Consider the following 22792-nt stretch of genomic DNA (forward strand, 5'->3'; position numbering starts at 1 on the left):
CGCGAGATTCTTCGATGGCTGCCCTCGGACTCTTGATTTGAATGGTTCCAGCTCGGCGGACACATTGCGCCCCTGAGTCCATCGGTGGATGGGCCAATCAGGGGACTTGCGATGGCAAACCTAACAATCAACGGAAAAACCTTCACACTCGATGTCGAGCCGGACACCCCGCTGCTCTGGGCAATCCGCGAGAATGTTGGCCTGACCGGCACCAAATATGGCTGCGGCATTGCACAATGCGGCGCCTGCACCGTTCACATGGATGGGGCCGCCACGCGCTCCTGTGGGATCTCGGTCGGCGAGGCCGAGGGCAAAAAGATCACCACGATCGAGGGCCTCGCGTCGGGCAGCACGCTGCATAAGGTGCAGCAGGCCTGGATCGCCAACGACGTCCCGCAATGCGGTTATTGCCAGAGCGGCATGATCATGGCCGTAGCGGCATTGCTCAACGAGAAGCCGAAGCCGACCGACGCCGACATCGACGAGGCCATCACCAATATCTGCCGCTGTGGCACCTTCCAACAGGTGCGCGAAGCGATCCACACGATCGCAAGCGCGTAAGGGAGCCGGCACATGAACAAGCACGTTTCTCCCAAGATGAACCGCCGCGCCTTCGTCATTGGCACAGCCGCGGTCGGCGCCGGCCTCGCCATCGGTCTCGACATTCCCTTCGGCGGCCCCGCCGTGGTTCGCGCGGCCGACGGCTCGCCCGAGGTCAATGCCTGGGTCGTGATCAGGCCCGACGACACCGTGGTGATCCGCATCGCCCGCTCCGAGATGGGCCAGGGATCGCTGACCGGCCTCGCCCAACTCGTCGCAGAGGAACTCGAATGCGACTGGTCGAAGGTCACGACCGAATACCCGACCCCTGGCCAGAGCGTGGCCCGCAAGCGCGTCTGGGGCGATTTCTCCACCGGAGGCAGCCGCGGCATCCGCTCCTCGCAGGACTACGTGCGCAAGGGCGGCGCCACCGCGCGCATGATGTTGATCCAGGCCGCCGCGGACGAGTGGAAGGTTCCCGCCTCCGAGTGCACCGTCGACAAGGGCGTCATCTCCCATAAGGCTTCGGGCAAAGCGACAACTTACGGAAAGGTCGCCGAGGCCGCGGCAAAGCTGACGCCGCCGGCCGATGTCAAGCTGAAGGACCCCAAGGACTGGACCATCGCCGGCAAGGGCCTGCTCCGGCTCGATACGACCGACAAGACCACCGGAACGATGGTCTACGGCATCGACATCAAGCTGCCGGGCATGCTGAACGCGGCGATCAAGGATTGTCCGGTGTTCGGCGGCAAGGTGAAGAGCTTTGACGAAGCCAAGGTCGCCGGCATGAAAGGCGTCAAGAAGGTCATCAAGGTCGGCGATAGCGCGGTCGCGGTCGTTGCCGATACCTGGTGGCACGCCAAGACGGCGCTGGAAGCAGTGCCGATCGTCTGGGACGAAGGGGACAACGCAAAAGTCTCGAGCGAGACGATTGCGAAGTGGCTGGCCGAAGGCCTCGACGACGCGCAGCCGGCCTATGTCGGCAACAAGAACGGTGATGTGAAGGCGGCAATTGCCGGCGCTGCGAAGAAGGTCGAGGCCGTCTACAACTATCCCTATCAGAACCACGCCACCATGGAGCCGATGAACGCCACCGCGCTCTACACGGCGGACAAATGCGATGTCTGGTGCGGCACGCAGAATGGCGAGGCGGCCTTCGCGGCCGTGCTGGAAGCGTCAGGCCTGCCGGCGGAGAAGTGCGACGTGCACAAGGTGATGCTCGGAGGCGGCTTCGGCCGGCGCGGGCAGACCGACTATGTCCGCCAGGCCGTGCTGATCGCCAAGCAGATGCCGGGCACGCCGATCAAGCTGTTGTGGTCGCGCGAAGAGGACATGGCGCACGGCAAGTATCATCCGATCACCCAGTGCAAGATGACCGGCGCCTTCGATGCCGACAATAATCTGGTCGCGCTGCATTACCGTCTGTCAGGCCAGTCGATCCTGTTTTCGCTACGTCCGGAAGCGCTTCAGAACGGCATGGATCCGGCGGCGTTCCAGGGTGTCGCCCAATCAGGCGAGGCTGCATTCGGGTACTCGATCCCGAACCTGCTGATCGAACATTCGATGCGCAACCCACACGTTCCGCCGGGCTTCTGGCGTGGCGTGAACGTCAATCACAACGCGATCTACATGGAATGCTTCATGGACGAGCTCGCCCATGAAGCAGGCCAGGACCCGCTCGAATTCCGCCGCAAGCTGATGGGCAATCATCCCAAGCATCTGGCCGCGCTCAACGCCGTGGCCGAGAAGATCGGCTGGACCACGCCGGCACCGCAAGGAGTCCATCGCGGCATCGCGCAGATCATGGGCTATGGCAGCTATGTCGCCGGCGCCGCCGAGATCTCGGTGACCGATGGCAGCAAGATCAAGGTGCATCGCATCGTCGCCTCCACCGATCCGGGCTACGTCGTCAACCCGGCGCAGGTGGAGCGGCAGATCGCGGGCTCCTTCGTCTATGGCCTCTCGGCGCTATTCTATGGCGGCTGCACCGTCAAGGACGGCAAGATCGAGCAGAGCAACTTCGACACCTACAACTCGATGCGCATCAACGAGATGCCGAAGGTCGAGGCGGTGATGGTGCCGAGCGGCGGATTCTGGGGCGGCGTCGGCGAGCCGACCATCGGCGTCGCAGCGCCGGCCGTGCTCAATGCCTATTTCGCGGCGACCGGCAAGCGTGTCCGCTCCGTGCCGCTGCGCGATCAAAACATCACCTTCGCCTAACAAATGCCGCGGTGGTCACAACGGCCGCCGCGGCAATTTTGCCTGGATGACTTGAGATGACCTCGCGCCCGATGACACGGCGAACTGCCGTGCTCGGCATCACCGCTGCGACCGCGATATTGGCGCGGCCATCGGTCTTGCGCGCGCAATCGACAGGCCGCGTCGTCGTGGTCGGTGGCGGCTTCGGCGGAGCAGCCTGCGCCCGCGCGCTCGAGCGCGCGCAAGGCGGCTTGCAGGTCATCCTGATCGAACCCAACGCGGTCTTCACCTCCTGCCCCTTCAGCAACGAGGTGATCGCCGGCCTGCGCGACATCGAAGCCCAGCAGTTTGGCCATGACAGGCTCGGCGCCGAGGGTGTCACGGTGATCGGCCAGGCCGTGACCGCCATCGAACCGCAGCAGCGCAGCGTCCTGACGGCCGATGGCGTCGCGCTGCCCTATGACCGTCTCGTGCTCTCGCCCGGCATCGACTTCCATTTCGACGCGATGCCCGGCTATGACGAGGCCGCATCGGAAAAAATGCCGCACGCCTGGAAGGCCGGAGCGCAGACGCTGCTGCTGCGCAGGCAGCTGGAGGCGATGGACGACGGTGGCACGGTTGCCATCGCGGTCCCCGCCAATCCCTCGCGGTGCCCGCCGGCACCTTACGAGCGCGCCAGCCTGATCGCGTATTATCTGAAGACGAAGAAGCCGCGCTCGAAAGTGCTGATTCTCGATGCCAAGGACAATTTCCCGCAGCAGCGGCTGTTCGAGACGGCGTGGAAAGAGCTGTACGGCGACATGATCGAGCGCATCGGCTTGTCGCAAGGCGGCCGCGTGACATCGGTGGATCCTTCGACCAGGGCCATCATCACCGAGTTCGGCAATTACACCCCTGACGTCACCAACGTCATTCCGCCGCAGCGCGCCGGGCGCATCGCCGAGATCGCGGGCGCTAGCGATGCGACCGGCTGGTGCCCGATCGATCCCGTCACCTTCGAGTCAAAGCTCGTCAAAAATATTCACGTCGTCGGCGACGCTTGCCTTGGCGGCGGCATTCCCAAATCGGCGTCGGCCGCGAGCGCGCAAGGCAAGGCTTGCGCTGCGGCGATCATTGCCATGCTCGCCGGACGCGCGCCGGAAACGCCACGACTCACCGGCGTCTGCTACGACACGGTCGCGCCCGGCTACGGCTTCTCGCTCGCCGGCAATTACCAACCCAGGGGCGATATCTTTGCCGAGGTCGAGGGCGGCGCGACGAGCCCGCTCGATGCACCGCGCGAGCTGCGCGCTCGCGAAGCGGCCGAGGCGGAGCGCTGGTTTCGAACCATCACGGCGGACACTTTTGGCTAGATCGAAGGTCTACATCGTTGCAATGCTCGCCAGTCTCGCATTCGCCTCCTCCACGCGGGGCGACGGACTCGCACCCTTCAAGATCGTCGGTGACGGCATCGCCGATTCGCTGACAGGCGCCCCCGGCGATGCCGCGCGCGGACGCGCCCTGGTGCTGGCGCGCACAACGACGTGCATCCTCTGCCATTCCGGCCCCTTCCCGGAGACGCGGTTCCAGGGCGACCTCGCGCCTGATCTCACGGGCAGCGGGAACCGCTGGTCGACCAGCCAGTTGCGGCTTCGACTGGTTGACGCCTCGCGTTTCAACCCGGACACCATCATGCCGTCCTATTATCGCAATGACGGCCTCGTCCGGGTCGGACGCAACTTCACGGGCAAGCCGATACTGTCGGCCACGGAGATCGAGGACATCGTGGCCTATCTTGCAACACTTCGAGACTAGGACTGGTCATGCCAACGACGCGACGACAATTCTTGACCCTGGCCAGCGGCGCTACGGTTCTCCCGATCGTCGCGCTACGCCCCCTCGAGGCAACGCCCGCGATGCTCAACGCCGCCATCCGCAACGTTGTTGGTGAGGCGCCAATTCGCACCGGCAAGGTCAAGCTCGACATTCCGCCGCTGGTCGAGAACGGCAACACGGTGCCGATGACGGTGAGCATCGCAAGCCCGATGACGGCGGACGACTACGTCAAGAGCATCCACGTCTTCAACGAGAAGAATCCGCAGCCGAACATCGGCAACTTCTATCTCACACCTTCTTCCGGCCGCGCCCAAATCTCGACGCGGATCCGGCTTGCCGACACGCAGAAGGTGGTGGCGATCGCCCGCCTCTCCGACGACAGTTTCTGGCAGGTTGCCGCCGATGTGGTCGTGACGCTGGCCGCCTGCACCGAGGAGATGAACTGATGGCCGCCCTGATCAACGTTCCCGCCAAGGCCAAACGAGGCGACACCATCGAGATCCGAGCGCTGACTTCGCACATCATGGAAACCGGCTTCCGCCACACAATGGACGGCGTTCTGGTGCCGCGCGATATCATCACCAGCTTCACGTGCCGCTACAACGGCGCCGAGATCTTTCGCGCCGACCTGTTCCCGGCCATCGCGGCCAATCCCTATTTGTCGTTCTTCACGATCGCCAAGGAGAGCGGCAAGTTCGAGTTCGAATGGGTCGGCGACAACGGCTATTCGTCCACCGCATCTGCATCGATCACGGTCGAATGAGTTTGTGGCGCGCGATAGCGGCGGCAACGCTGTTTGCTGCTGCCCCAGCCTTGCTCGCCGGCGAAGTCCCGCCCGAAGCGCGCCGCTCCGGCTATTCCTTCATGGGCCCCGACACGCGCGCGATGCAGGATGACGACACGTCCAACCCGGGCATGCTGTTCGTGCTCGACGGCGAGACCCTGTGGACGAAGAAGACCGGCAGCGTCGACAAGGCCTGCGCGGATTGTCACGGCGATGCGCGGAGCAGCATGAAGGGCGTCGCAGCACGCTATCCTGCTTTCGACAAGGCGCTGGCGCGCCCAGTCACGCTCGACCAGCGCATCAACCTCTGCCGCACCAATCACCAGCGGGCGAGCCCGCTGCCCTATGAGAGTCGCGACATCCTGTCGCTGTCCGCCTTCGTCTCGCACCAGTCCCGCGGCGTCGCGATCACCGCAGGCGACGATCCGCAGCTTGCACCCTTCGTCGAACGGGGCCGCAACCTCTTCATGCAGCGCGAAGGCCAGCTCAACCTCGCCTGCACTAATTGCCACGACGACAACTTTGACAAGCGCCTTGCAGGCTCGCCGATCACGCAAGGACAGCCGACCGGCTATCCGATCTATCGCCTGGAATGGCAGACGCTGGGATCGCTGGAGCGGCGCCTGCGCAGCTGCATGACCGGCGTCCGCACCCAGGCCTATGATTACGGCGCGCCCGAGCTGGTCGCGCTCGAGCTCTATCTGATGTCGCGGGCGCGCGGCATGCCGATGGAGACGCCGGCCGTGCGGCCCTGATTTCGCAGATTAGGACTAGGCAGACGCGGCACGGCCGCTAGTATCCCCCCAAATTGAGTCAGAGGGAGGGACCCAAAAGTGGCTAACCACAAAATCTCGCGTCGTGCGCTCTTGACAGGCACTGCCGCCGCCGGCGCGCTCAGCCTGACCGGGCTGCCGGCCCGCGCCGAGGTCAACTGGAAGAAATACGCCGGGACCAAGCTCGAGGTGATTCTTGCCAAGGGGCCGCGTGGCGACAATCTGCAAAAATACGTCAAGGAATTTACCGAGCTCACCGGCATCCAGGTCGAATCCGAGCAGATTCCCGAGCAGCAGCAGCGCCAGAAATGCGTCATCGAGCTGACGTCGGGCCGGCCGAGCTTCGACGTCGTCCATCTCAGCTATCACGTGCAGAAGCGGCAATTCGAGAAGGCTGGCTGGCTCGCCGACCTGACGCCCTTCATGAAGGATCCAACACTGACCGCGCCCGACCTCGTCGAGAGCGATTTCTCGGCCGCCGGTCTGCAATATGCCAAGAACGACAAGGGCCAGATGCTGTCGCTGCCCTGGTCGGTCGACTATTTCATCCTCTACTATAATAAGGAGCTGTTCCAGAAGAAGGGCGTCGCGGTGCCCAAGACGCTGGACGAGATGGTTGCAGCCGCCGAGAAGCTGACCGATCCCAAGGAAGGCACCTTCGGCTTCGTCGGACGCGGCCTGCGCAACGCCAACATGACATTGTGGACCAACTTCTTCCTGAACTACGGCGGTGAATTCCTCGACGCCAAGGGCAACATCCTGACCGACGGCCCGGAAGCCATCGCGGCAACCAAGCTCTATCAGACGCTGCTGACGAAGGTCGCCCCGCCCGGCGTCGCCGGCTTCAACTGGATGGAGTCGATGGCCTCGTTCACGCAAGGGCGTTCGGCGATGTGGATCGACGGCGTCGGCTGGGCGCCGCCGCTGGAGGATCCGGCTGCCTCGCGGGTGGTCGGCAAGGTCGGCTACACCGTCGTCCCTGCAGGACCGAAGGGGCAATACTCCGCCACCTACGGCGACGGTGTGGGCATTCCAGCCGCCAGCAAGAACAAGGAAGCTGCCTATCTGCTCTGCCAGTGGATCGTCTCGAAGCAGCAGGGCGCCCGGCTGCTGCAGGCCGGCGGCGGTGTGCCGTTCCGCAACTCGATCCTGAACGACCCCGAAATCCAGAAGGGCGTGAAGATGCCGAAGGAGTGGCTGCAATCGGTGATCGATTCAGCCAAGATCAGCAAGCTCGGTCTGCCCGTGGTGATCCCGGTCGCCGAATTCCGTGACATCGTCGGCGCCGCTCTCACCGCGACGTTGTCGGGCGCCGACCCTGCGACCGAACTGAAGAAGGCCAACGATCAGTATCGGCCCATCCTGGAGCGCAGCGAAAAGGCGTGAGTGCGTTGACACAATCGGCTCCGGGCGCGGCACAGTCTGATGCCGCGCCGGAGAAGGAGTTGCGGCCGCCGTCCTACTGGCCGTTCGTGGTGCCGGCGCTGGTCGTCGTGCTCGCGATCATCATCTTCCCGTGGGTCTTCACGATCTGGATGAGCCTGAACGAATGGAAGGTCGGCTCGCCGACCACCTTCGTTGGCTTCTCCAACTACGTTCGCCTGACCAGCGATCCCCGCTTCATCGAAGCGATCGGACATACGCTGGTCTACACCGCGTTGTCAGTGCTGCTGCCGCTGGTACTTGGCACCTTCGCAGCCGTGGTGTTTCACCAGAAATTCGCCGGCCGCGGCGTCCTGCGCGGCATCTTCATCATGCCGATGATGGCAACGCCGGTGGCGATTGCGCTGGTCTGGACCATGATGTTCCACCCGCAGCTCGGCGTACTCAACTATCTGCTGTCGCTGGTCGGGATTCCCGCGCAGCTCTGGGTGTTTCATCCAGCAACGGTGATCCCCTCGCTGGTGCTGGTGGAAACCTGGCAGTGGACGCCGCTGGTGATGCTGATCGTGCTCGGCGGGCTCGCCGCGATCCCGACCGAGCCCTACGAGAGCGCGCAGATCGATGGCGCCAGCCTGTGGCAGGTGTTCCGATTCATCACCCTGCCGCTGATCATGCCGTTCCTGTTCATCGCCGGCATGATCCGCATGATCGACGCCGTGAAGAGCTTTGACATCATCTTCGCAATCACGCAGGGCGGACCCGGCTCGGCCTCGGAGACGATCAACCTCTATCTCTACAGCGTCGCCTTCACCTATTACGACCTCGGCTACGGCTCGGCGATCGCGGTCGTGTTCTTCCTGCTGATTGTGCTGCTTGCGGCGGTGATGCTCTACGCCCGCCAGCGCATGCTGTGGTCCGAGATCGCGAGCGGCGCATGACACCACGTCAAATCATCAGCAAGATTAGCCTGTGGTTAGCGGTGCTCGTCATCGTGTCGCCGGCCATCCTGTTCTTCCTCTGGATGCTGTCGCTGTCGCTCAAATTCGAGGTCGACAACGCCGCCTACCCGCCGGTGTTCATCCCCGAGCATTTCGCCTGGAAGAACTATGCGGACGTGCTCGCCTCCAACCGGTTCGTCACCTATTTCTTCAACAGCCTGATCGTGACGGGCGGGGCGACGGCGCTCGCGCTGATGGTCGGCGTCCCCGCCGGCTACGGCATCGCGCGCATGGCTGCGCACAAATCCGCCATCGTGATTCTGATCGCCCGCATCACGCCCGGCCTGTCCTACCTGATCCCCCTATTCCTGCTGTTCCAGTGGCTCGGCCTGCTCGGCACGCTGGTGCCGCAGATCATCATTCATCTCGTGGTGACGGTACCGATCGTGATCTGGATCATGCTCGGCTATTTCGAGACGACACCGCTGGAGCTGGAAGAAGCCGCGCTGATCGATGGTGCCGGCCGCTGGCAGGTGTTCCGGCACGTCGCGCTGCCGATCGCCAAGCCCGGCATCGCGGTCGCCTTCATCCTCGCGGTGATCTTCTCCTGGAACAATTTTGTGTTCGGCATCGTGCTGGCGGGACGCGAGACGCGCACCCTTCCGGTCGCGGTCTACAACATGATCTCGTTCGACCAGCTGAGCTGGGGGCCGCTCGCCGCCGCCGCGCTGATCGTCACGCTGCCGGTGCTACTGCTTACAGTGTTCGCACAGCGGCAGATCGTCGCCGGGCTCACAGCTGGGGCCGTCAAGGGCGGGTAACGAATGAAGCGGCCGGGCGACTTCACGTCGCCCCGGCCGCTTCTGTTACAATCTGGCCCTACTCCGCCGGCGCTGCATGCATCTCCGGATGCGCGGCATAGTGTTCGGTGGCGCCGAGCTTGCTCGCGGCGAACAGGCCTGCTGCCATCACGGCATAGGCGAACGCCACGGCAGGCGTGACACCAAAGCCGCCGCCGATACCGACGGCTTCGCCGTGCATGAAGCCGAAATAGGTCAGCACGGCGCCAACCAGCGCGAAGGCCGACGCCTTTTCGAAGTCACGCTCGATGATGAAGACGCCGATTGCGCCGAGGATGAGGCCGCCGAGGATGGAGCCGCCGCCCATTACTTCCAGCCCGTGGTAGAACACGCCCTGCTGCGGCAGTGCTGCGATCGCAGCGGCTTTGACCGCGTCGGCCTTGTCGGCGGCCATGCCACCGACCGTTGCCGCCGCATTCATGGTCGAGCCCAGCATGGTGTCGATCTGGAGCTTGGCCCAGGCGGCGAGATGCGGGGTCAGCGCCAGCACGATCGCGGGCGCATGCTTGACCGGCGTGGTCTGGAACGCCTGCGCGCCGATCAGCATGCCGATATAGAGCAGGATCGGCGAGATCGCGACCACGGGCACGAGCGCCAGCAGCACCGAGATGATGCCGAACCAGGCCAGCACCACCACCATGATGCCGGTCGCCGCCGAATAGCCGATGCGGCCGCCCATCGCCTTCCAGCCGGGATGGCCGATATAGACCGCGTTGATGAAGGGATTGCCCATCAGGCAGCCGATCAGGCTGACGACGCCGTCGGCGGTGAGGACGCGCGTGGTCGGATATTCGTCGCCGGCGGCTTCCGCGCTCTCGACATTGTCCATGGCCTCGACGAGGTCGTAGATGCCGAACGGAATGGCGGTCACCAGGATGACGCCGAGATATTCGAAGCCGGAGAAGACGTAGCCCACGGCGGGAAGCGGCACCGAGAAGCCGAAATTGGAGAAGGCGGCGCCAACGCCTTTGAGGCTCAATCCGCCGAGACCGAGGCCGAACAGGTTCGAACCCCAGGCGATGATCATGCCGGCCGCGATGGCGACGAGGCCCGCGGGAATGCCCTTCGGATACTTCACGCCGCCGAACCAGCTCACCAGGATGATGGCGAAGCAGACCAGCCCGATCTGCGGCGTCATGTACATCTCGAGCGCGGGCCGCATCGAGATGAAGGTGACGGAGACGCCGGCCAGCGTGCCAAGCAGCGCCGCGCGCGGCGTGATCTTGCGGATCAACGGCGCGATGAAGCCGCCGATCATCAGGATGAAGCTCTGGAAGAATACCCAGACCAGGCCCGCCGACCAGCCCTTGAGCGGATCGCCGGTCTTCAGCGTGATCGGCAGCATGATCACGAAGGTGACGATGAACATGTGCGGCACGCTGACGCCTGACGGCAGCGCGCAGACGTCGCTGCGGCCGGTCTTTTGGGCGAGACGATAGGCGAGAAAGGCGTAGTAGAAGGTGGAGAGGCACATCATCAGCCCGAGCGCGGGCAGGATGCGGCCGAACACGAGACTGTCAGGCATCTTCAACACGAAACGAAGCAGGCCCGTGAGCACCAGCATGTTGACGAGGATGTTGGTACCGAAGCCGAAAAACGCGTTCCAGTCGCCCGATGTCCATAGCGCCGGTTTAAACTCGGACGTATTGCTTTCAGATTTGCCGACCGTCCCCGTCAATGTGCTCATGAGAGTACCCCTGTGTGGTCTAGACCTTCATTGCCTCCAAGACTGCGGCTGAGGTTGCGACCCAGCCGAAGATGCCGCCCTGGGCCTTGATCATCTTCAGGCCCATCTCGTGAAACTCGGGAAAGTAGGATGCACAGCCATCCGAGATGACGACGCAGCGATAGCCGCGGTCATTGGCCTCGCGCACGGTGGTGTTGACGCACACCTCGGTGGTGACGCCGCACACGAGCAGATTCTCGATGCCGTATTTCTCCAGCACATCGGTGAGCTCGGTGGCGTAGAATGCGCCCTTGCCGGGCTTGTCGATCACGACCTCGCTGTCGAGCGGATAGAGCTCGGGGATGATGTCGTGACCGGCCTCGCCGCGAATGAGGATGCGGCCCATCGGGCCGGGATCGCCGATACGCAAGGACGGCGCGCCGCGCTCGACTTTTGCCGGCGGCGCATCGGACAGATCAGGCAGATGTCCCTCGCGGGTATGGATCACCAGCATGCCGGTGTCGCGTGCGGCCTTCAGCACCGCGCCGATCGGCTTTACCGCGCGCGCAAGCTGGCTGACGTCGTTGCCGAGCGTCTCGCCGAAGCCGCCTGGCTCCATGAAGTCGCGCTGCATGTCGATGATCACGAGCGCGGTCGACGACCAGTCAAGCTTGATCGGCTCGGGCTCGGCGCTGATGACGCCCAGTGTTGGCTTGGTTGAGTTCAACATGACGCAGGCCCCGCGAGAACTCTCTTTGAGGAGAGTTCTGCAAGCGTCGTGCCATTGTGTACAATTGCAGGAAGGCGTGGGCGGCGAGCGAATTTGCTTTTCAGTCAGACAGTTACGCCGGTGATCGACGTCTGCTTATTCCCTGTGCGACGGCTTTGCGACGTGCATTTGCTTAAAGGATGAGCGGCGGTCGTGCACTCTCCACCCGTCATTCCGGGGCGCGACAAAGTCGCGAGCCCGGAATCCATACTCCCGATCGTGGTTAGGATTCCGGGCTCGACGCTTCGCGTGGCCCCGGAATGACGAGCGGAGTAATTGGGCGAAGCTTTGCCCCTACCGCCCCGCCCCATACAGCCGCCGATGCTCTTCTTCATACGGCGCGTAAGAGTCCTTCAGCGTCGCCATGTTGAGCAGCATGGTCGCGACCATCGCACCTGCCTTGTCGAACACCCGCGTCTTCACCCAGGCACTTTCGGTGCGACGGCTGCCGGACAGTGCGACGACCTCACGCTCGACCTCATACTCTTCGTCCACGAAGAGTGGCCCCTTCGCCAGCCGGATCTCCTGGTCGGCGAACAGTCCGACGGCCGGTCCCTTCGCCGGCAGCGGATCGTCCTTGGAGCGATATTGGAAGAGCACGCTCAGCATTTCCATCGGGATGATGGCCCTGCCCCACGGATTGTCCGCGGCGGAATAGTAAGGCGAGTTTTCGGTGATGACAGCGAGCTTTTGCCTGAGGGAGAACGGATAGAGGTCGCCCATGTTCTGGTCGAACGCCATCCGCACCGGCTGCCGCTTGCTGGTCTGCGCCACCTTCACCTCGCGCAGGATCACGGGATCGGTGAGCGGCTTGAGCTCGGTGAGGCGCGTCTCCAGCGCCGTCGCGGCGTGGGGGTCGCCGACCGAGGCCGTACCGCGCAGCACTTCGGTGCCGTCGCGCTTCACCATCTGGATCTGGCATTGGCTGGTGCCGGGCAGCGGCTTCGACAGGATCGCCTGCACGTCCTCGCCTTCGAAGCAGGCGTTGCGATAATGCGCAGAGAGACAACCGCTCTCGAACCACGTCCGTCCCCACAGCCGCGCGCCGAGCGGCGCGAACTGGCTGAAATGCGTGGGCCCCTCGATGGTGCCGCCCTTGAACCCGAGCTTCTGCGCGGTGGCATCGTCATGGATGGACGCATGCGCATCGTAAACCTGCGCGTGCAGCATCTGGCGCGGCTGACGCCACGGGCCGATCAACGCCTCGGCGGTTTCGGTGATCTCGGTATTGAACGCGTTCGCTGTCATAGGCTTCTCCACAGGCAGCCATGACTAGCAGGCCCGCCACGGATGCGGCCAGCGATATTGACTTCGGTGCTCCATGCTTTTGACTGCCGCATCCGCTTCGCAAGTCGCCGATCTTTCCGCGGCGCAAAATTCCCACCTGATGCGACGACAAGGACTCCCGAAATGACGCTGTTGCAGGTCGAGCTGGATGATAAATACCGGCTCGAATCGAAGCGGATCTTCCTGTCCGGCACCCAGGCCCTGGTCCGCTTGCCTATGTTGCAGCGCGAACGCGATCGGCTCCAGGGACTCAGCACCGGCGGCTTCATCTCCGGCTATCGCGGCTCCCCGCTCGGCATGTACGATCACGCGCTGTGGCGCGCGAAGTCGCATTTGCAGCAGCACGACATCGCCTTCGTCCCGGGCCTCAACGAGGATCTGGCAGCAACCGCCGTCTGGGGCAGCCAGCAGGTCGGCCTGTTTCCCGGCGCCAAGGTCGATGGTGTGTTCGGCATCTGGTACGGCAAGGGCCCCGGCGTTGACCGCTCAGTCGATGCACTCAAGCATGCCAATGCCGCCGGCACCTCGCTCAATGGCGGCGTGCTCGCGCTCGCCGGCGATGACCACGGCTGCCAGTCCTCGACGCTGGCGCATCAGAGCGAGCAGGTGTTCGCGGCGGCACTGATCCCCGTCATCAACCCGGCAACGCTGCAAGATTATCTCGATCTCGGGCTCTACGGTTTTGCACTGTCGCGATTTTCCGGATGCTGGGTCGGCTTCAAGGCGATCAGCGAGACCGTCGAGAGCTCGGCGTCGATCGATAGCGACCCCGAACGCATCAAGATCGTGCTCCCCGGAGATTTCGAGATGCCGCCCGGCGGCCTCAACATCCGCTGGCCCGATCCGCCGCTGGAGGCCGAGAAGCGCCTGTTCGGCCCGAAGATGGCGGCGGTGCAGGCCTTCGCCCGCGCCAACCGGCTCGACCGCATCGTGCTCGATTCCAAGCCGGCCCGGCTCGGCATCGTCGCGACCGGCAAGGCGTATCTCGATCTGCGCCAGGCACTCGCCGACCTCGGCATCACCGACAAGGACGCGCAAGATCTCGGCTTGCGCATCTACAAGGTCGCGCTGACCTGGCCGCTGGAGGAAAGCGGCGCCAGGCGCTTCGCCGAAGGCCTGCAGGACGTGCTGGTGGTCGAGGAGAAGCGTGGCTTCATCGAAGACCAGCTGATGCGCATTCTCTACAATATCGACGCGTCGCGGCGTCCGACCATCACGGGCAAACGCGACGAGCGCGGCGCGCCGCTGCTGCCGAGCGAGGGCGAGCTGACGCCGACCATCGTCGCGGGCGCGCTGGTGGCGCGGTTGCGCAAGCTCGGCCATCACAGCCCGGTGCTGGAGCAGCGCCTCGCCCGGCTCGAGGCTTTCGACAATCCTGTTACGACAAGCACCCAGATCAAGCTAGCGCGCACGCCGTTCTTCTGTTCGGGCTGCCCGCATAACACATCGACGCGCGTGCCGGAGGGCAGCCGCGCCATGGCCGGCATCGGTTGCCACGGTATGGCCCTGAGCATGCCGACCCGCCGCACCGATCTGATCTCGCATATGGGCGCCGAGGGCGTGAACTGGATCGGCCAGTCGCCCTTCACCACCGAGAAGCACATTTTTCAGAATCTGGGCGACGGCACCTACACCCACTCGGGCTTGCTCGCGCTCCGCGCCGCCTCCGCCGCCGGCATCAACATCACCTACAAGATCCTCTACAACGACGCCGTCGCGATGACCGGCGGACAACCGGCCGAAGGCGCCTTCAACGTCGCGCAGATCGCGCACCAGGTCTGGGCCGAGGGCGTCAAGCGGCTCGCGATCGTCTCGGACGATCCGACCAAGTACCCTGAAGGCAATTACTTCCCGCAAGGTGCCACCATTCATCACCGCCGCGAGCTCGACGCCGTGCAGCGCGAGCTGCGCGACATCAAGGGCCTCACGGTCGTGATCTACGACCAGACCTGTGCCGCCGAGAAGCGCCGCCGCCGCAAGCGCGGGCTCTATCCGGATCCGGCCAAGCGCGCCTTCATCAATGAGCTGGTCTGCGAAGGCTGCGGCGATTGCTCGCAGGCGTCCAACTGCGTCTCGGTGCAACCGCTGGAGACCGAGTTCGGTCGCAAGCGCCAGATCGACCAGTCCAATTGCAACAAGGACTTTTCCTGCGTCGAAGGCTTTTGCCCCAGCTTTGTCACCGTGCACGGCGGTTCGCTGAAGCGGATGAAGACTTCGGCGGTCGATTCCGGGCAGCTGTTTGCCGATCTGCCGCTGCCGCCAGCGCGTGAGCTCGACGGGCCCTACAACATCCTCGTCACCGGCATCGGCGGCACCGGCGTCATCACCATCGGCGCCCTGCTCGGCATGGCCGCCCATGTCGACGGCCGCGGCTGCTCGGCACTGGACTTCACCGGCCTGTCGCAGAAGAACGGCGCAGTCATGAGCCATGTCCGCATCGCCCCGACGCCCGAGGACATCTCGGCGGTCCGTATCAGCACCGGCGGCGCGGATGTGATCCTCGGCTGCGACATGATCGTCTCGGCCGGCCCGACGGCGCTCAGCCGCGCCGAGCGCGGCGTGACCAAGGCCTATATCAACGCCGATCTGCAGCCGACCGCGAGCTTCGTGCAAAACCCCGACATCGATTTCGAGATGGGCACGATGCAGACCGTGCTGCGCGACGCCGTCGGCGACAACAACCTCGACATCATCGACGCCACGGGCATTGCCGCCGCGCTGATGGGCGACAGCATCGCGACCAACCCCTTCATGCTCGGTTTCGCCTTCCAGAAGGGCGCGATCCCGCTGTCGCTGGAGGCCCTGCTCCGCGCCATCGAGATCAATGGTGCCGCGATCGAGATGAACAAGCTCGCCTTCACCTGGGGCCGCCTCGCCGCCCACGACATGTCGCGCGTGCGCAGCGTGCTGCAGTTCAAGAGCCGGGCCTCCGCGCCGACTAAGTCGCTCGACGACATCATCGCCACGCGTGCCGAGTTCCTGACCGGCTATCAGGACAAGGCCTATGCGGACCGGTATCTCGCCGCCATTGCCAAGGTGCGCAAGGCGGAAACGGCCGCTTCGCCCGGGTCATCGGAGCTGACCGAAGCGGTGGCAAAAAACCTGTTCAAGCTGATGTCCTACAAGGACGAGTACGAGGTCGCGCGGCTCTACACCGACGGCAGCTTTGCCAAGAAAGTGTCCGAGAAATTCGACGGCGACTTCACGCTGAAGTACCATCTGGCACCTCCAATCTTCGCAAAGCGCGACAAGACGACGGGACGGCTTCAGAAGCAGGAATTCGGCGGCTGGATGATCCACGCGTTTCGCGTGCTGGCGAAGATGAAATTCCTGCGCGGCGGCGCGTTCGATCCGTTCGGCCGCACCGAGGAGCGCCGGACCGAGCGGAAGCTGGTTGAGGATTATCTCGGCATGATCGACCAGCGGGTGGCGGGCCTGAGGGCGGATCAGATCCCGCTGCTGACGCGGCTCGCGCGTGTTCCGGAAACCATCCGCGGCTTCGGGCATGTCAAGGAAGCCAACATCAAGCTGGCTGCGGCCGAGAGGGCCCGGCTGGAAGCGGAGCTGGAAAACAGCCGGTTTGCTGCGGCGGCGGAGTAGAGGTCAGAGCACACTCTCTCCACGCGTCATTGCGAGGAGCCCTTGCGACGAAGCAATCCAGGCTGCCTCCGCAGAGGGATCCAATGACGTGGATGAGGCGAACGCGCCCTTCATACAGCCGCCTTCGCGGTACTCGGCGCTATCGCCGCCCCCTCCGCCAGATGCCGCCCCGCGATATACCCGAACGTCAGCGCCGGTCCGAGCGTGATGCCCGGCCCCGGATAATTCCCATTCATGATCGAGCCCATGTCGTTGCCGCAGGCGTAGAGCCCCGCGATCGGCGTGCCGTCCTCGCGGAGCACGCGCGCCTGCGTATCGACCGTCGTGCCGATCGCCGTACCGAGATCGGCCGGATAGATACGCATCGCGAAGAACGGCGCGCAGAGGATCGGTGCGACGCAGGGGTTTGGCTTGTGGGCGGCGTCGCCAAGGTGCCTTTGGTAGATCGTGCTGCCACGACCGAACTCGGGATCGCGGCCATCCTTTGCACCATCGTTGTAGGCCGCGATGGTCGCCGCGAGCACAGCGGGCTTGATGCCGATCTTGGCCGCGAGTTGCGCAATGTCAGCCGCCTCGACCAACTCTCCGCTCGCCACGTACTGCCCGACACGGCGCGTGAACGGCTTGATGCGGCCGAGGCCGTAGCTCCACAGGAAAGGACGGTCGCAGATCAGGTAGAATGGCCTCTCAGGTTCGCCATTGCCGTCGCGCAGCATGGCCAGCACGAACTCATGGTAGGACAGCGCCTCGTTGACGAAGCGCCGGCCGGCGCCATTGACGGCGATCACGCCGGGCTTGGCGCGATCCGTCACCGTATGCGGAAACACGCCACGGCTGCCATCGGCGCGGCGGAACAGCGAGGCTGGTACCCAATAGGCCGGGCTGGTCGCGTCCCTGTTGAGCGTCCCACCGCTTGCGATTGCCAGGCGAATTCCATCGCCCGTGCCTGCGCTGTTGGTTGCCGAGACCAACCCGGCTGCCGCAGGGAAGAAGCGCTTGCGCAAGATGGCATCGTGCGAGAAGCCGCCGGTCGCGAGCACCACGCCGCGGCGCGCGGTGATGAGGCGATCGCGCGAGCCGTGACGGATTGTGATCCCTGTGACGCGATCGCCCTGCATCGACAGGTCTCCGACATCGACGCTGAAGAGAACCTCGACTTGCCGAGCCAGCAACGAAGCATACAGCCGCGCGGCGAGCGCATTGCCGAGATGCAGCGTCGCGCCGCGCGGGCTGCGGAGCCGCTGCAACGCGTATTCGGAGACCAGCCGCGCCGCGCGCAAGGTCGAGCGCAGCGATTTTCCGATCCGGCGCAGATGCGGGATGTCGAGCCTGTTCACCATCATTCCGCCGAACAGCGTGAACTCGGGGAGTGGTGGTCGCAGTCGCGCAAAAGCCCTTCCGAGCCGCGTGCCGTCGAACGCAACCGGCTCAAGCACGCGCCCGCCTGATGTCGCGCCCAGGCGCTCTGGATAGTAGTCCGGATAGACCTTCACCGGCTGGAGACGGACTTCGGTCTTGGCCTCGAGATAAGCGACTGCCTCCGGTCCTCGCGCAAGGAAAGCGGCGCGCAAGCCCGCATTGGTGGGCTCGGGCACGGTGCTCGACAGGTATTGGACGGCATCCGTGATGCTGTCCGATAGCCCCACCTCTTTCATTTTGCCATTGGCGGGAATCCAGACCATGCCGCCGGACCACGCCGTGGTGCCACCGACAAAGGCGGTTTTCTCGATCACCAACACGCGCAGACCTTCGGCGGCCGCGACGGCCGCCGCGGTCATGCCGCCGGCGCCCGCGCCGACGACAATGACGTCGTAGGTTTCATGTGCCGGCATCATGCGGCGAGGGTCCGAAGGCAAGGCATGACACCGTCATACCCCGCCAGAAGGCCCGCAGCTAGCGGCCCGGCTTACGCTCGATCGGATCGATATCGATTGCCCGCAGGCGGCCGAGCCGCAACACGTCCATGGCGAGCCGTCGGCCGATCCGGTCGCGATCGAGCACGCGGATCAGATCGTCGACACCGTTGATCTCAACACCGTCGAGCCTGATGACGACGTCGCCGGGCACCAGGCCGGCCTTCGCCGCCGGGCCGTCCTGCTCGATCTGCATCAAGAGCGCGCCCATCTTGTTCTCGACGCCGGCCAGCACCGCGTGCCGCCGTAGGACCGGCGCGGTCTGCCCGGCAACCCCGATGAAGGCGCGGCGGACGTAACCGTGGCGGATGATCTCCGACAGCACGAATTGCGCGGTGTTGCTGGCGACCGCGAAACAGATGCCTTGCGCGCCGTTGATGATCGCGGTGTTGATGCCGATCACCTCGGCATTCGACGACACCAGCGGCCCGCCGGAATTGCCGGGATTGAGCGCGGCATCGGTCTGGATCACGTCCTCGATTGTGCGGCCGCTGACCGAGCGGATCGAGCGCCCGAGCGCCGAAACCACACCGGCGGTGACGGTCGATTCAAAGCCGAGCGGATTGCCGATCGCGATCACGAGCTGGCCGCGCCGCAGCGTCTTGGAATTGCCGAGGGCAGCATAGGGCAAATCGCGCACGCCGTTGGCGCGCAGCAGTGCGAGGTCCGTATCGGGATCGACGCCCAGCACTCGCGCATCGCCAACATGACCTTCGACGTCCCGCAGCCGGATCTCCTTGGAGGAGCCGACCACGTGGCTGTTGGTGAGGACGAGCCCGTCAGGCGAGATCACGATGCCGGAGCCGAGCCCGCCGCGCTCGCGGCTATTCGGCGTCTTTGGCCCGGTCTCGACGCGCACGACCGCGGGACCGACGCGGTCGGTCACATCGATCACGGCATTGGAATAGGCGTCGAGCAGGGCCCGGTCATCGACCGGGGCAGATTCTGTCGTTCGCGATGACGGTGCGTCATCGACGATATCTGAAGTGAAATCCAGCATGGCAAAAGTCCTTGAGGCTCACACAGATGGTGGCCTGTTCCACCGGGCGCAAGGTGCCTGCCCGGGGGGCAAGGCTGGACTGCCCACATGGCTAGGGCGCGCGCCGCAGTGTGCCGCCTCTGGCCTTGACCGGATCGAGCAGCGACCAGTCGCCGTCCGGCAGCACGTGGCCCTTGGGAAACGGCGCACGCAATTCCAGCCCGAGCGAGCGCAGCACGCGGTCGTCGCGGTAGTAGCATTGCAGCACCACGCGCACGAGCGTTGCCGCGGCCGCGCCGCCGCGCTTGCGAAATTCCTGCGCGACCGCATCGCGCCTGGCGGCATCAAGCTCCGCGAGCGGCTGACCCGCCAGCCGCGCCAGATAATCCAGCGCCGCCGCCACCGGCCTGGTATCGCGGCCGAGCGTCGCCAACATGTCGGCCTGGATCGCAGGATCGTCGGCGCCGGGCACCTTGTACGCGTCGCTGGCGGGCACGATCATCGCGGCGATGGTGCGGAGGTCGTCGCGTTGAGCGCGCGTCAGTTGATTGTCAGCGGTCATGGCGGCCTCAGTCGAACAGATTGGCGAGGCGCTGCTTCATCTGGTCGGCGATGTAGAGCGCAAGGGCTTGGATGGTGGAGGTCGGGTTCACACCGCCCGAGGTGACGAAGATGCTGCCGTCGACGATGAAGAGGTTCTTGACGTCGTGCGTACGGCCCCATTCGTTGACGACGGAGCGCTTGGGATCTGTGCCCATCCGCGCCGTGCCCAGTAGATGCCAGCCGCCCCAGGGGATCGGCGAATTGACGCAGATGTCGGTCGCGCCCGCCATCTCGAGCACCTCCCGGCCGCGGGCGAGCGCATGCTCCATCATCTTCCGGCTGTTCTCGGAGATCGTGTAGTCGATCTTCGGCGCGGGAATGCCGTGGGCGTCCTTCAGCACCGGGTCGAGCGTGACCTGGTTATGCTCCTCCGGCAGGTCCTCGCAGATCGCGGAGAAACCGAGCCGATGACCGTTGAGCTTGCGGAAGACGCGGTGATGATCCTCGCCCCACGGCAGAATGCCTTTCTGCTCGCTGACGACGGCTTCGAACACCGGCCCTGCCCCGCGCACGAACTGAACGCCATAACCGCGCACGAAGCCGCGCGACAGATCCGTATCGTACCACTGCTTGCTCCACAGGCAGGTCGGCGGCGCGCGATTGGAGTCGGTCGGCTCCTTCACATAGCCGTAGATCTGCGCGTAAGGGTGGAACATCAGGTTCTTGCCGACCAGCCCGGACGAATTGGCAAGGCCGTTCGGGAAACGGTCGGATTTCGAGTTGAGCAACAGCCGCGGCGTGCCGACGCCATTGCAGGCGATGATCACGACATGCGCGGGCTGGAACTGCTCGACGCCGTCCTTGTCGTAATAGACCACGCCCGAGGCCATGCCGTTCTCATCAGTGGTAATCTCACGCACCCGGCAATGCGTGCGCAGCTCGACACCGGCGCGGACCGCATGCGGCCAATAGGTGATGTCGGTCGAGGATTTTGCGCCCTGCGCGCAGGCCGGCGTGCAATGGCCGAGATTGATGCAGCGCGCGCGCCCCTCATAATCCATGGTCGCGACCGTCGTGTCCGATGGCCACCAGTGCCAGCCGAGCTTGTTCATGGCCTTGGCGACGATGGCGCCGGACAATCCCATCGGCTGCTGCGGCATCGGCGGATGCGTCAGCGGGGACAGCGGATCCCCTGACAGGCCCGATGTCCCCATCATCCGGTCGTTCTCTTCGAAGAACGGGGTCAGGGCGTCGTAGTCGATCGGCCAGTCGTCGGCGACGCCGTCGAGCGTCTTCACCTTGAAATCGGAAGGATGCAGGCGCGGCCAGTGCGCGGTGTACATCACCGTCGAGCCGCCGACCGCATTGTAATTGACGACCTTGATCGGCGAATTGTCGTCGTTAACAGGATAGTCCTCGGGCCTGCCGCGGACATTGGGGCTCGACGACCACTCGCCGAAGAACTTGGCCTCCCAGTCCCGGCCCGTGCTCGGATATTCCGCCGGGTTCATCCAGCCGCCCTGCTCCAGGCAGAGAATGTGCATCTTGGTCTCGGCCAGCGACCACGCGACCGCGGCGCCCGATGCGCCGGCGCCGATGATCAGGACGTCCACGGGGTCTTTCATCGAAACGCCTTCCTCCCGCCCTCGCCACTTCCCGGGCGATTCGGCCATCACGGCTCACAAAGCCTGAGAACGATAGGGGCAGACCGACCGGCGAGTAAAGGCTGGCGCGCGAATGTCGCACTTCGCACAGCGCAGACCATTGGTCTGACGACCTTCGGATGCTAGGAACGAGGGGCAAGAGCAATCGATGGCGAGAAATTATGTCCTCAAGGAATTCATTGGCCGCCGCCCGCGCCTTGGCGCTCGCTGTGTTTCTCGCTCTGTCCGGATTCCTGGGGACTTCCAGCCCCGCCACCGCGCTGACCGCGGCTGCGACGGTCCGGGACGCCAATTCGATCCAGCTTGGCGATGTCACCTACCGGCTCGACGGCGTCGATGCGCCGGAGCTCGACCAGGTCTGCATCGACGACCACGCCGATCCCTGGACCTGCGGCATCGAGGCCCGCGACCAGCTCACCAAGCTGATCGGCGGAAAGCAAGTGCGCTGTGACGACGTCGGTCCCGAGAAGAATTTTGGCAAGCGCCACCGCGCGATCTGCACGGTCGAGGGCGACAAGGTCTCGTTGAACGAGCAAATGGTCAGGCTGGGCTTTGCCATCGCGCGTGAGCCGCTCAAGGCCAACGTCAAGCCGGCAGCCGCCGAGGCCAAGGCGGCCTCTGCGGGCATCTGGAAAGGGTGCTTTGTTGCACCGCAAGAATTCCGCACCGGCAAGAAGGACGGCGCTCTGCTCGGCGCCGCCTGCCGCCCCGACCGCGACAAGGAGATTCGCGCGGTGCTGTTTCCGGAGGAGCTGACCGCGCCGCCGAGCTGCGCCATCAAGGGCAAGCTCGCGGTGCGCGCCCGCGTCACCGGCAACATCGGCATCTATCACTTGAGGGGCTGCCCGAGCTATGCCGCGACCACCAAGCCGGACCGCTGGTTCTGCTCGGAGGACGACGCCCAGGCCTCGGGCTTCCGCAAGGCCTATAATTGCCGCCGGCCAAAGTGAACTTTTGGTTCACGCACCCGTGAGTGGTAGTCCGAGACCGTATTGATCCGGAATTGAACTGAAACGCGAGTTGCTGCACCTATATGTGTACGCAAGCGCTTCGCGCGAGCGTTTCCTTGGCAGACGATC

The 22792-nt window shown here is 64.6% G+C and carries 19 protein-coding genes; 12 read left to right on the forward strand and 7 right to left on the reverse strand.

Going from position 1 to position 22792, the window contains the following annotated elements; all coding sequences use genetic code 11:
* The first annotated feature begins 111 nt into the window (after positions 1–111).
* The 10 genes from XH89_RS27810 (at position 112) to XH89_RS27855 (ending at position 9253) form a co-directional block, all read left to right on the forward strand.
* Complete coding sequence (locus XH89_RS27810) at positions 112–561, forward strand: (2Fe-2S)-binding protein (RefSeq protein WP_194463554.1); 450 nt, start codon at positions 112–114, stop codon at positions 559–561.
* Between the two features lie 12 nt (positions 562–573).
* Entirely contained in the window at positions 574–2760 is a 2187-nt protein-coding gene (locus XH89_RS27815; protein WP_194463555.1) for a molybdopterin cofactor-binding domain-containing protein, read from the forward strand.
* 56 nt (positions 2761–2816) lie between these two features.
* Positions 2817–4091: an NAD(P)/FAD-dependent oxidoreductase gene (locus XH89_RS27820; protein WP_194463556.1), complete on the forward strand. Its 1275-nt coding sequence runs from the start codon at positions 2817–2819 to the stop codon at positions 4089–4091.
* Between the two features lie 22 nt (positions 4092–4113).
* On the forward strand, positions 4114–4533 hold the full coding sequence (gene soxX, locus XH89_RS27825; RefSeq protein WP_371825237.1) for a sulfur oxidation c-type cytochrome SoxX: 420 nt from the start codon (positions 4114–4116) through the stop codon (positions 4531–4533).
* A gap of 8 nt (positions 4534–4541) precedes the next feature.
* Positions 4542–5000, forward strand: a complete 459-nt coding sequence (locus tag XH89_RS27830; protein WP_194463558.1) for a SoxY-related AACIE arm protein — start codon at positions 4542–4544, stop codon at positions 4998–5000.
* Positions 5000–5317 carry a thiosulfate oxidation carrier complex protein SoxZ gene (soxZ, locus tag XH89_RS27835; RefSeq protein WP_194463559.1) on the forward strand — a complete coding sequence of 106 codons (318 nt, stop codon included), beginning with the start codon at positions 5000–5002 and terminating at the stop codon, positions 5315–5317. The genes XH89_RS27830 and soxZ overlap by 1 nt, the downstream gene beginning before the upstream one ends.
* On the forward strand, positions 5314–6093 hold the full coding sequence (gene soxA, locus XH89_RS27840; protein ID WP_194463560.1) for a sulfur oxidation c-type cytochrome SoxA: 780 nt from the start codon (positions 5314–5316) through the stop codon (positions 6091–6093). Before soxZ ends, soxA begins: the two co-directional genes overlap by 4 nt.
* A gap of 78 nt (positions 6094–6171) precedes the next feature.
* The gene (locus tag XH89_RS27845) at positions 6172–7497 is read left to right on the forward strand and encodes an ABC transporter substrate-binding protein (RefSeq protein WP_194463561.1); all 1326 of its coding nucleotides are present in this window, start codon (positions 6172–6174) and stop codon (positions 7495–7497) included.
* On the forward strand, positions 7494–8432 hold the full coding sequence (locus tag XH89_RS27850; RefSeq protein ID WP_194463562.1) for a carbohydrate ABC transporter permease: 939 nt from the start codon (positions 7494–7496) through the stop codon (positions 8430–8432). Before XH89_RS27845 ends, XH89_RS27850 begins: the two co-directional genes overlap by 4 nt.
* Positions 8429–9253, forward strand: a complete 825-nt coding sequence (locus XH89_RS27855) for a carbohydrate ABC transporter permease (RefSeq protein ID WP_194463563.1) — start codon at positions 8429–8431, stop codon at positions 9251–9253. Before XH89_RS27850 ends, XH89_RS27855 begins: the two co-directional genes overlap by 4 nt.
* Positions 9254–9311: 58 nt before the next feature.
* Here the strand turns inward: XH89_RS27855 and XH89_RS27860 are convergent, their stop codons facing one another.
* From XH89_RS27860 to XH89_RS27870, 3 genes are all read right to left on the reverse strand, one after another.
* A complete protein-coding gene (locus XH89_RS27860; protein WP_194463564.1) occupies positions 9312–10979 on the reverse strand; it encodes a regulator in 1668 nt (555 codons plus the stop codon).
* A 19-nt stretch (positions 10980–10998) separates the two neighbouring features.
* The gene (locus XH89_RS27865; protein ID WP_194463565.1) at positions 10999–11688 is read right to left on the reverse strand and encodes a cysteine hydrolase family protein; all 690 of its coding nucleotides are present in this window, start codon (positions 11686–11688) and stop codon (positions 10999–11001) included.
* A gap of 333 nt (positions 11689–12021) precedes the next feature.
* The gene (locus XH89_RS27870) at positions 12022–12975 is read right to left on the reverse strand and encodes a hypothetical protein (protein ID WP_194463566.1); all 954 of its coding nucleotides are present in this window, start codon (positions 12973–12975) and stop codon (positions 12022–12024) included.
* Positions 12976–13137: 162 nt separating this feature from the next.
* On the opposite strand from XH89_RS27870, the gene XH89_RS27875 reads away from it, so the two are divergent.
* The gene (locus XH89_RS27875) at positions 13138–16614 is read left to right on the forward strand and encodes an indolepyruvate ferredoxin oxidoreductase family protein (RefSeq protein ID WP_194463567.1); all 3477 of its coding nucleotides are present in this window, start codon (positions 13138–13140) and stop codon (positions 16612–16614) included.
* 110 nt (positions 16615–16724) lie between these two features.
* On the opposite strand, the gene XH89_RS27880 is transcribed toward XH89_RS27875, so the two are convergent.
* From XH89_RS27880 to XH89_RS27895, 4 genes are all read right to left on the reverse strand, one after another.
* Positions 16725–18449, reverse strand: coding sequence for an FAD-dependent oxidoreductase (locus XH89_RS27880; protein WP_194463568.1), 1725 nt, complete (start codon positions 18447–18449; stop codon positions 16725–16727).
* Between the two features lie 58 nt (positions 18450–18507).
* Positions 18508–19527: a S1C family serine protease gene (locus tag XH89_RS27885; RefSeq protein WP_194463569.1), complete on the reverse strand. Its 1020-nt coding sequence runs from the start codon at positions 19525–19527 to the stop codon at positions 18508–18510.
* Positions 19528–19618: 91 nt separating this feature from the next.
* A complete protein-coding gene (locus tag XH89_RS27890; RefSeq protein ID WP_194463570.1) occupies positions 19619–20068 on the reverse strand; it encodes a hypothetical protein in 450 nt (149 codons plus the stop codon).
* Positions 20069–20075: 7 nt separating this feature from the next.
* Entirely contained in the window at positions 20076–21674 is a 1599-nt protein-coding gene (locus XH89_RS27895) for a GMC family oxidoreductase (protein ID WP_194463571.1), read from the reverse strand.
* A gap of 200 nt (positions 21675–21874) precedes the next feature.
* Between XH89_RS27895 and XH89_RS27900 the strand changes: the two genes are divergently transcribed.
* On the forward strand, positions 21875–22663 hold the full coding sequence (locus tag XH89_RS27900; protein WP_194463572.1) for a thermonuclease family protein: 789 nt from the start codon (positions 21875–21877) through the stop codon (positions 22661–22663).
* Positions 22664–22792 lie beyond the last annotated feature (129 nt).

The organism is Bradyrhizobium sp. CCBAU 53340, assembly GCF_015291645.1.
GTDB lineage: Bacteria > Pseudomonadota > Alphaproteobacteria > Rhizobiales > Xanthobacteraceae > Bradyrhizobium.